This window comes from Sphingomonas changbaiensis NBRC 104936, assembly GCF_000974765.1.
GTDB lineage: Bacteria > Pseudomonadota > Alphaproteobacteria > Sphingomonadales > Sphingomonadaceae > Sphingomonas_B > Sphingomonas_B changbaiensis.
On sequence record NZ_BBWU01000030.1, the window covers coordinates 1 to 8,666 of the forward strand.

Consider the following 8,666-nt stretch of genomic DNA (forward strand, 5'->3'; position numbering starts at 1 on the left):
TCGAGAGGCTGGACCAACGCTCCGCCCCCTCCACCACGCGCTATCGCGCATGGTCCCCCTCCCCGTTCCGGGGAGGAGCTGTTAGTCTCCCCGTGTGACTACGCCCGAATCGGACGCCCTCACGATCGATATTGACGGCTGGGAAGGGCCGCTCGACCTGCTGCTGGCGCTCGCCCGCGCGCAGAAGGTGGACCTGCGTGAGCTCTCGATCCTGGCGCTGGTCGAGCAGTATCTCGCCTTCATTGCCGACGCGAAGGCGCTGAAGCTTGAGATCGCGGCCGATTATCTCGTGATGGCGGCGTGGCTCGCCTATCTCAAATCCGCGCTGCTGCTGCCCAAGGACCCGACCATCGACCCGAGCCCGGAGGAGCTGGCGCTCAGGCTTCAGATCCGGCTGCAGCGGCTGCAGGCGATGCGTGAGGCGGGCGCCCGATTGATGGCGCGCGACCGGATCGGCCGGGATGTGTTCCTGCGCGGGCAGCCCGAGGGGTTGCGCGTGGTGCGCAGGAACGACTGGCAGGCCGATCTGTACGAGCTTATCGCCGCTTATGGCGCGGTGATGGCGCGCACGCGACCCGTCGTGCACCAGGTGATGCGGCGCCCGGTCATGTCGCTCGACGAGGCGTTGCAGCGGGTCGAGGCGATGCTCGGGCATCAGGTCGACTGGACGCGGATCGAGGCGTTCCTGCCCGGCATTTCCGACCCGCAGCTCCGCCGCTCCGCGCTCGCCTCCGGCTTCGTCGCCGCGTTGGAGCTGGCGAAGCAGGGCAAGGCCGAGCTGAAGCAGGACGAGGCGTTCTCACCGCTGTTCGTGAGAGCGGCATGACCGCCGAAAAAGAGGGACAGTCCCCATTTTCAGAAAATAGGGACTGTCCCTATTTTTCTGGTGAGATGGACCCCGCCGTGCGGGCGGTCGAGGCGGTTCTGTTCGCGGCCGAGGCACCGCTGAGCCCGGACGAGATCGCCGCCTATGTCGGGCCCGAGGTCGACCTGAAGCAGACGCTCCGGCTGCTTCAGGAGGACTATGCCGGGCGCGGCGTCGAGCTGGTCGAGCGCGGCGGGCGCTGGCATTTCCAGACCGCGGCCGACATGGCGCATGTCCTCCGCCGCGAGCGCGAGGAGCCGAAGCGATTGAGCCGCGCAGCGGTCGAGACGCTGGCGATCATCGCCTATCAGGAGCCGGTCAGCCGCGCGGAGATCGAGGCGATCCGCGGCGTCCAGATATCGAAGGGCACGCTGGACGTGCTGATGGAAGCCGGCTGGGTTCGCCCGGCGGGACGGCGCGAAGGGCCGGGACGGCCCTTGCTGTATGCGACGACAGCCGGATTCCTGACCCATTTCGGCCTCAAGAGCCGGCGCGACCTGCCGGGTATCGACGACCTGAAGGCGGCGGGGCTGCTCGATCCGGTCGAGGCGACATTGGGCGACGCCGAACTGGAAAGCGTCGACGAGAGCGACTAGATAGGATTGGTGATGGCGCCCGGCAGGGCGCGCGGCGGCGCGGACCGCCCTTAGGAGAGTTCAGTTATGGGCGGTTTGAGCATTTGGCATTGGCTGATCGTCGGCATCGTCGTGATGCTGCTGTTCGGCAAGGGCCGTTTTTCCGACCTGATGGGCGACGTCGCCAAGGGCATCAAGAGCTTCAAGAAGGGCATGGCCGAAGAGGACGAGCCGGTTCGCGAGCGCCGTGTCGAGGCGCTCGACAAGCCGCGCCCGACGGCGACGATCGAGAAGGAGCCGGTCGAGGATCATCGGCCGCTGTGAGCCTCTAAGCCCCTCCCCTTCAGGGGAGGGGTTGGGGGTGGGGAATGTCCGGCAGCTGCGGCCTTTGACCAGCCCCACCCCAACCCCTCCCCTGGAGGGGAGGGCTAGGCAGTTGCGCCGATCCCTTTCCGCGTGATACGCGCGCCGCTTTGAAGCCGGCCGGTGCCGGCTCGCCCTAATTTCAGGCATCCGATCGCACGATGTTCGAATCTCCTGCTTATGCCCAGGCCGCCGGCCAATCCGCCGCGAGTTCCGGGGGCGCTTTTTTCATCCAGATGATCCCGCTGCTCGCGATTTTCGTGATCTTCTGGTTCCTGCTCATCCGCCCTCAACAGCGCCGGATGAAGGAGCACCAGACGCGGATCGGTGCGGTCAAGAAGGGTGATACGGTCGTCACCGGCGGCGGCCTGGTCGGCAAGGTGACCAAGGTCGAGGACCAGCATGTCGAGGTCGAGCTCGCGCCGCAGATTCGCGTTCGCGCGGTCAAGTCCACGCTAACCGACGTCACGCCGCTCGGCGGCTCCAAGCCCGCGAACGACTGATGCTCGACTTTCCCCGCTGGAAAAGAATCGGCATCGTCGGGCTGCTGCTGATCGGCATCCTGCTGGCGGTGCCGAGCTTCATTCCGCAGCATTTGATGCCGTTCAAGGCGCCGCGCATCAATTTGGGCCTCGACCTCTCCGGCGGCTCGCACCTGCTGCTTGAAGCCGACGCGACCAGTCTGCTCAAGCAGCGGCTGGAGCAGATGAGCGAGACGATCCGCACCGAGATGCGGCGCGGCGATCCCCGGATCGAGATCGGCGACGTCTCGACCGCGGGCGGCCAGGTCAGCTTCTTCGTCCGCGACGTGACCAAGATCGATCAGGCGGTCGAGCGCGCGCGCGCCCAGACCAGCGGCATCGGCGTCACCGGCCAGCGCGACTGGGACGTGCGGGTGGTGGACAGCAACCGCATCATCATGACGCCGACCCAGGCGGGCCAGAAGGATGCGGTCGACAAGGCGATGGAAGTCGCGACCGAAGTCGTCCGCAAGCGCATCGACGAACTCGGCACGCGCGAGCCAACGATCATTCGCCAGGGCTCGACCCGGATCGTCGTTCAGGTGCCGGGCCTGCAGAACCCGGCCGCGCTGAAGGCGCTGCTCGGCAAGACTGCGAAGCTTGAGTTCAAGCTGGTCGACGTGACGGCCTCGCCCGCCGACGTCGCTGCAGGCCGCGCGCCGGTTGGCAGCCAGATCCTCGCCTATCCGGACAACCCGCAGGGCATCCCCCGCATCGCCGTCCATCGCGGCGTGCTGATCTCGGGCGATCAGCTGATCGACGCGCGGCAGGAATTCGATCAGCGCACCAACGCGCCGGTCGTCACGATCCGCTTCAACGGCCAGGGCGGCCGTCGCTTTGCCAAGGTGACGCAGGAAAACGTCAACAAGCCGTTCGCGATCATCCTCGACAATCAGGTGATTTCGGCGCCCAACATCAACGAACCGATCCTGGGCGGCACCGCGCAGATTTCGGGCAATTTCACCGTCGACAGCGCCAACGAGCTGGCGATCGCCCTGCGCTCGGGCAAGCTGCCGGTCGATCTGAAGGTGATCGAGGAGCGCACGGTCGGGCCGCAGCTCGGTGCCGATTCGATCCACGCCGGCGTGCTCGCCTCGGTGCTGGCGGTGGTGCTGGTGGTCGCCTTCATGCTGGTGACCTATGGCCGCTTCGGTATCTATGCGAACGCCGCCGTCGTCATCAACGTGTTCGTGATCCTGGGCGTGATGTCGCTCTTGAACGCGACGCTGACGCTGCCCGGCATCGCCGGTTTCGTGCTGACGATCGGCACCGCGGTCGATGCGAACGTGCTGATCAACGAACGCATCCGCGAGGAGAAGAGGCGCGGGCGCGGCGTCGTCCAGGCGGTCGAGCTTGGCTACAAGGAAGCCAGCCGCACCATCTTCGAGGCGAACACCGTCCACACCATTTCCGGCCTGATCATGCTCGTGCTCGGTTCCGGGCCGGTCAAGGGCTTCGCGGTCGTGCTGCTGATCGGCATCGCCACGTCGGTGTTCACCGCCGTCACCTTTACGCGCATGCTGGTCGCGGGCTGGATCCGCCGCAACCGGCCGACGGAGATCCACATCTGATGCGCCTGCTGAAACTCGTACCCGACAACACGAACCTGCCGTTCGTCTCGCTGCGCCATTGGGCGTTCGGGATCACCGCCGTGCTGACGCTCGCCGCGATCGCGCTGGTCGGCGTGCGCGGGCTGAACCTGGGCGTCGACTTCGTCGGCGGCCTGATGATTGAGGCCAAATTCGACCAGCCGCCGCCGCTCGAAAAGGTGCGCGCCACGATCGACCGGCTGGGCGTCGGGGAAGGCTCGCTGCAGACGTTTGGTGATCCCAAGACCGTGTCGATCCGCCTGCCGCTGCCGCAGAGCACCGACGAAGGCGCGACGAACAAGGTCGTGCAGCGCGTCCAGAATGCGCTGAAGCAGGTCTATCCGACGATCCAGTTCAGTCGCTACGACACCGTTTCGGGCAAGGTCTCGGGCGAGCTGATCCAGAACGGCCTGCTCGCGGTGCTGCTCGCGGTGCTCGGCATCGCGATCTTCTCGTGGCTGCGCTACGAATGGCAGTTCGGCATTTCGACCTTTGTCGCGATCATGCACGACGTACTGATGACATTGGGCTTCTTCGCGCTGACGCGGCTGGAGTTCGACCTGAACATCGTCGCCGCGGTGCTGACGATCATCGGCTATTCGATCAACGACAAGATCGTCATCGACGACCGTATTCGCGAGAATATGCGCAAATACCGGCAGATGGACATGCGCTCGCTGATCGACCTTTCGGTCAACGAGACGCTGCCGCGCACGGTGATGACGTCGGTGACGATCCTGCTCGCGCTCTTCGCGCTGCTGATCTTCGGCGGGCACGTGCTGCGCGGCTTCACCGCGGCGATGATCCTCGGCATCGTGATCGGCACCTATTCGTCGATCTATGTCTCGTCGTCGCTGCTGATCACGTTGGGCCTGCGCCCCGGCGTGCCGCTCGGCGGGCAACAGGATGATGCCAAGCCGAGCGTCAACGTCGGCAAGAGGTGATTCTCCCCTCCCGCTTGCGGGAGGGGCCGGGGGTGGGCATGACCTCCTCTCGCAATGAAGATCGACAATCCCACCCCTAACCCCTCCCGCAAGCGGGAGGGGGACTCGTGAAGATCGATCGGAACCCGCGCGCGGCAGGGCCGGTGGTGACCGGCTTTGCGGGCGCGGGCTTCAGGATCGATGGCGAGGCGACCGCGGGCGGCGTGCTGCTGACGCCTGAATGGTGGCGCCCCTGGGACGGCGCGCTGACCCTGGAGGCACTGGAGCCGCTTGCGGCGATCGGACCCGAGTTCATCGTGATCGGCACCGGAGCGACGCTCGTGCGACCGCCGCGCGAGCTGGTCGCCGCCCTCGATGCACGCGGCATCGGCGTCGAGCCGATGGACAGCCGCGCGGCGGCGCGCGCCTGGGGCGTCCTGCGCGGCGAGGACCGCTGGATCGCCGCTGCACTGATGCCGCTTTAACTCTTCTTCCCCTTATCCCATCCACTCGCTAGAAACCGCGTCCGATGCGTAATCCCGTGCTGAAGCCGCTCGCCGCCCTTATCGGCCTGTCCCTCCTGACCACTGCCTGCGCCACCGGCCGCGGCGGCAAGAAGGATCTCGCCTACGTCGCGCGCGACGTGAACTCGCTCTACACTGCAGCCAAGACCCGGCTGGACCAGCACCGCTACAAGGAAGCGGCCCTGCTGTTCGACGAGGTCGAGCGCCAGCATCCCTATTCGGTCTGGGCGCGGCGTGCGCAGCTGATGAGCGCGTTCAGCTACTATCTCGCCGGCAATTACGTCGAATCGATCGGCTCGGCGCAGCGGTTCCTGTCGGTGCACCCGGGCAACAAGGATGCGCCCTACGCCTATTATCTGATCGCGATCGATTATTACGAACAGATCAGCGACGTGACGCGCGACCAGAAGATCACCCAGCAGGCGCTCGACGCGCTCGGCGAGCTGATCCGGCGCTATCCCAACACGGACTATGCCGCCGACGCGCGGCTGAAGGTCGATCTGGTCAACGACCACCTCGCCGGCAAGGAAATGGAAGTCGGCCGCTTCTACCAGCGCCGGGGCCAGTGGCTGGCCGCGACGATCCGCTTCCGGAAGGTCGTTGACGATTACCAGACGACAACCCACACGCCGGAGGCGCTCGAGCGGCTGACCGAAAGCTATCTCGCGCTCGGCATCCCCGAGGAAGCGAAGAAGGCCGCGGCGGTCCTGGGCGCGAACTACCCCGGCAGCATCTGGTATCAGCGCGCCTACAAGCTGATGCAGGAACATCCGGCGGTTAAGTCATAGCTTTCTCCCGTCATGCCGGACTTGATCCGGCATCCACCTCCCTTTCCGGTACCTGACAAAGAAAAGGTGGACCCCGGATCAAGTCCGGGGTGACGGGAATGCAAATGTCGCGCTAATCACGCCCCATGCTGACCGGCCTCTCGATCCGTGACGTGGTGCTCATCGAGGCGCTTGATTTGGGCTTTGGTCCCGGGCTCGGCGTGCTGACCGGAGAGACCGGGGCCGGCAAATCGATCCTGCTGGACGCGCTGGGGCTGGCGCTCGGCGTCCGCGCCGACAGCTCGCTCGTCCGGCAAGGCGCGGGGCAGGCGGCGGTCACCGCGACATTCGAACCGCCCGCCGGCGTCGCGCAACTTCTCGCCGACAGCGGCATCGAGGTCGAGCCGGGCGAGGCGCTGATCGTGCGCCGGACCGTCCGCGCCGACGGCGGCAGCCGCGCCTTCGTCAACGACCAGCCGGTCTCCGCGACTCTGTTGCGCGAGCTCGGCAGCGCGCTTGTCGAGGTTCACGGCCAGCATGACGATCGCGGCCTGCTGAACGCGCGCGGTCACCGGGCTCTGCTCGACATGTTCGGAAAGCTCGACACCGTTTCCGTGGCAAGTGCGCACGATGACTGGCGGCGGGCCGAGGCGGCACTCGCGGAAGCGCGGGACCAGCTCGAGACGGCTGCACGGGATCGCGAGTGGCTGGAGCATGCCGTCGCCGAACTGACCGCAGCCGCGCCGGAGCCGGGCGAGGAGGATGCGCTCGCCGAGGCGCGTGCGAACATGCAGCGCGGCGCGCGACTGTCGGACGACCTGGCCGCTCTCGACCAGCATCTGCAGGGCTCGGCCGGTGCCCTGTCCAACCTGCGCCAGGCCGCGCGGCGGCTGGACCGGCTCGGCTCCGAGCATCCGCTGCTCGCGGAAGCCTTGTCGGCGCTCGACCGGGCCGTCATCGAGGCGTCCGAAGCCGAGGACAGGATCGAGCGGGCCAAGGAGGCGCTGGCGCACGATCCGGCGCGGCTGGAGGAAATCGAGGCGCGGCTGTTCGACCTGCGCGCACTGGCGCGGAAATATCGGGTGAGCGTGGACGATCTGCCGGCCCTCGCTTCGGAGCTTGGCGGCCGGCTGCACACGATCGAAGCGGGCGGGGAGGGGATCGCCGCGCTGGAGCGAACTGCGGAGAATGCGCGCAAGGCCTATGCGGAAGCAGCCGCGGCGCTCAGTGCCGCGCGATCGGCCGCTGCCGCCCGGCTCGACGAAGCCGTGGCCGGCGAACTTGCCCCGCTGAAGCTCGATGCGGCGCGTTTCCGCACCTCGGTCGAAGCGCTGCCGGAGGATCAGTGGAGCGCGGCCGGCCGGGACCGCGTCGAATTCCTCATTTCGACCAACCCCGGCGCACCGTTCGGCGCCTTGGCGAAGATCGCGAGCGGCGGCGAGCTGTCGCGCTTCATCCTGGCATTGAAAGTCGCGCTGGCGGAGGAAGGGGGCGCAGCGACGATGATCTTCGACGAGATCGACCGCGGCGTCGGCGGCGCCGTCGCCAGCGCGATCGGCGAACGCCTCGCGCGCCTGGCGGAACGCGCGCAGCTACTGGTCGTCACCCACAGTCCGCAGGTGGCCGCACGCGGCGCGAACCAGTGGCTGATCGCCAAAAGCCACGACGGCCTCGTCACCCGCACCGGGGTCCGCGCGCTGGACGAGGAGGAGAGGCGTGAGGAAATCGCGCGGATGTTGTCCGGCGCGACAGTGACAGACGAGGCGCGGGCGCAGGCTGGCAAGCTGCTGGAGGCGGCGTAGCTCCGCCGTGAAATTTCCGCGAAGCGGGAGCCTCTTTAAGCTCACACGAAGACACAAAGACACGAAGAAGATGCAGCTCCTCCTTTGTGTCTTCGTGTCTTCGTGTCTTCGTGTCTTCGTGTCTTCGTGTGAGCAATCCAGCTGAATTCCCGCTTGCGCGGTGCTTGACGTGCGGCAGATGGGCAAGCGAGTGAGCGCTCATGACCGAAGCCGAAGCCTCCCAGCGCCTTGCCGTTCTTGCCGCCGAGATTGCGCGCCATAACCGGCTTTATCACAGCGACGACGCGCCCGAGATTTCGGACGCGGATTATGACGCGCTGGTGCGGGAGAATGCGGCGCTGGAGGCGGAGTATCCGCATCTGGTGCGCTCCGACAGTCCGTCGAAGCTGGTGGGCGCGGCGCCTGCGGCGCATCTGGCGAAGGTGGCGCATGCGAAGGGCATGCTGAGCCTCGACAACGCCTTTTCCGACGAGGATGTGCGCGAGTTTGTCGGGCGGGTGCGGCGATTCCTGAATCTTGCCGAAGACGAGCCGGTCGCGCTGACCGCGGAGCCGAAGATCGACGGGCTGTCCTGCTCGCTTCGCTACGAGCGCGGGCGGCTGGTGCTGGGCGCGACGCGGGGTGATGGGGCGGTTGGGGAGGATGTGACCGCGAATGTGCGGACGATTGGGGACATTCCGCAAGGACTAAGCCCCTCCCCTTCAGGGGAGGGGACGGGGGTGGGGCCTGTCACTGGC

General features: G+C 66.9%; 10 protein-coding genes. All 10 read left to right on the top strand.

The features are described from left to right. Positions 1-94 precede the first annotated feature (94 nt). Complete coding sequence (locus SCH01S_RS07960) at positions 95-826, top strand: segregation and condensation protein A (protein WP_046348271.1); 732 nt, start codon at positions 95-97, stop codon at positions 824-826. Positions 827-891: 65 nt separating this feature from the next. Then, on the top strand, positions 892-1,461 hold the full coding sequence (gene scpB, locus SCH01S_RS07965) for an SMC-Scp complex subunit ScpB (protein ID WP_046348272.1): 570 nt from the start codon (positions 892-894) through the stop codon (positions 1,459-1,461). A gap of 66 nt (positions 1,462-1,527) precedes the next feature. Then, positions 1,528-1,764, top strand: a complete 237-nt coding sequence (locus SCH01S_RS07970; protein ID WP_046348273.1) for a twin-arginine translocase TatA/TatE family subunit — start codon at positions 1,528-1,530, stop codon at positions 1,762-1,764. 200 nt (positions 1,765-1,964) lie between these two features. Further along, positions 1,965-2,306 (top strand): preprotein translocase subunit YajC, encoded by a 342-nt coding sequence (yajC, locus tag SCH01S_RS07975; protein ID WP_046348274.1) that lies wholly within the window; start codon positions 1,965-1,967, stop codon positions 2,304-2,306. Beyond that, the gene (secD, locus tag SCH01S_RS07980) at positions 2,306-3,895 is read left to right on the top strand and encodes a protein translocase subunit SecD (RefSeq protein WP_046348275.1); all 1,590 of its coding nucleotides are present in this window, start codon (positions 2,306-2,308) and stop codon (positions 3,893-3,895) included. The genes yajC and secD overlap by 1 nt, the downstream gene beginning before the upstream one ends. Further along, positions 3,895-4,857: a protein translocase subunit SecF gene (gene secF, locus SCH01S_RS07985; protein ID WP_046348276.1), complete on the top strand. Its 963-nt coding sequence runs from the start codon at positions 3,895-3,897 to the stop codon at positions 4,855-4,857. Before secD ends, secF begins: the two co-directional genes overlap by 1 nt. A gap of 107 nt (positions 4,858-4,964) precedes the next feature. After that, a complete protein-coding gene (locus SCH01S_RS07990; protein ID WP_046348277.1) occupies positions 4,965-5,321 on the top strand; it encodes an Mth938-like domain-containing protein in 357 nt (118 codons plus the stop codon). 44 nt (positions 5,322-5,365) lie between these two features. Then, positions 5,366-6,148, top strand: a complete 783-nt coding sequence (locus SCH01S_RS07995; protein ID WP_046348278.1) for an outer membrane protein assembly factor BamD — start codon at positions 5,366-5,368, stop codon at positions 6,146-6,148. Between the two features lie 125 nt (positions 6,149-6,273). Further along, positions 6,274-7,929, top strand: coding sequence for a DNA repair protein RecN (gene recN, locus SCH01S_RS08000; protein ID WP_046348279.1), 1,656 nt, complete (start codon positions 6,274-6,276; stop codon positions 7,927-7,929). A gap of 200 nt (positions 7,930-8,129) precedes the next feature. After that, a partial coding sequence (locus SCH01S_RS08005) for a DNA ligase LigA-related protein (protein ID WP_046348280.1) occupies positions 8,130-8,666 on the top strand: 537 nt, incomplete at its 3' end.

Excerpts from the sequence above, each read along its gene's own strand:
- scpB (WP_046348272.1), top strand. The coding sequence starts at position 892 with ATGGACCCCGCCGTGCGGGCGGTCGAGGCGGTTCTGTTCGCGGCCGAG.
- SCH01S_RS07970 (WP_046348273.1), top strand. The coding sequence starts at position 1,528 with ATGGGCGGTTTGAGCATTTGGCATTGGCTGATCGTCGGCATCGTCGTG.
- yajC (WP_046348274.1), top strand. The coding sequence starts at position 1,965 with ATGTTCGAATCTCCTGCTTATGCCCAGGCCGCCGGCCAATCCGCCGCG.
- secD (WP_046348275.1), top strand. The coding sequence starts at position 2,306 with ATGCTCGACTTTCCCCGCTGGAAAAGAATCGGCATCGTCGGGCTGCTG.
- secF (WP_046348276.1), top strand. The coding sequence starts at position 3,895 with ATGCGCCTGCTGAAACTCGTACCCGACAACACGAACCTGCCGTTCGTC.
- SCH01S_RS07995 (WP_046348278.1), top strand. The coding sequence starts at position 5,366 with ATGCGTAATCCCGTGCTGAAGCCGCTCGCCGCCCTTATCGGCCTGTCC.
- recN (WP_046348279.1), top strand. The coding sequence starts at position 6,274 with ATGCTGACCGGCCTCTCGATCCGTGACGTGGTGCTCATCGAGGCGCTT.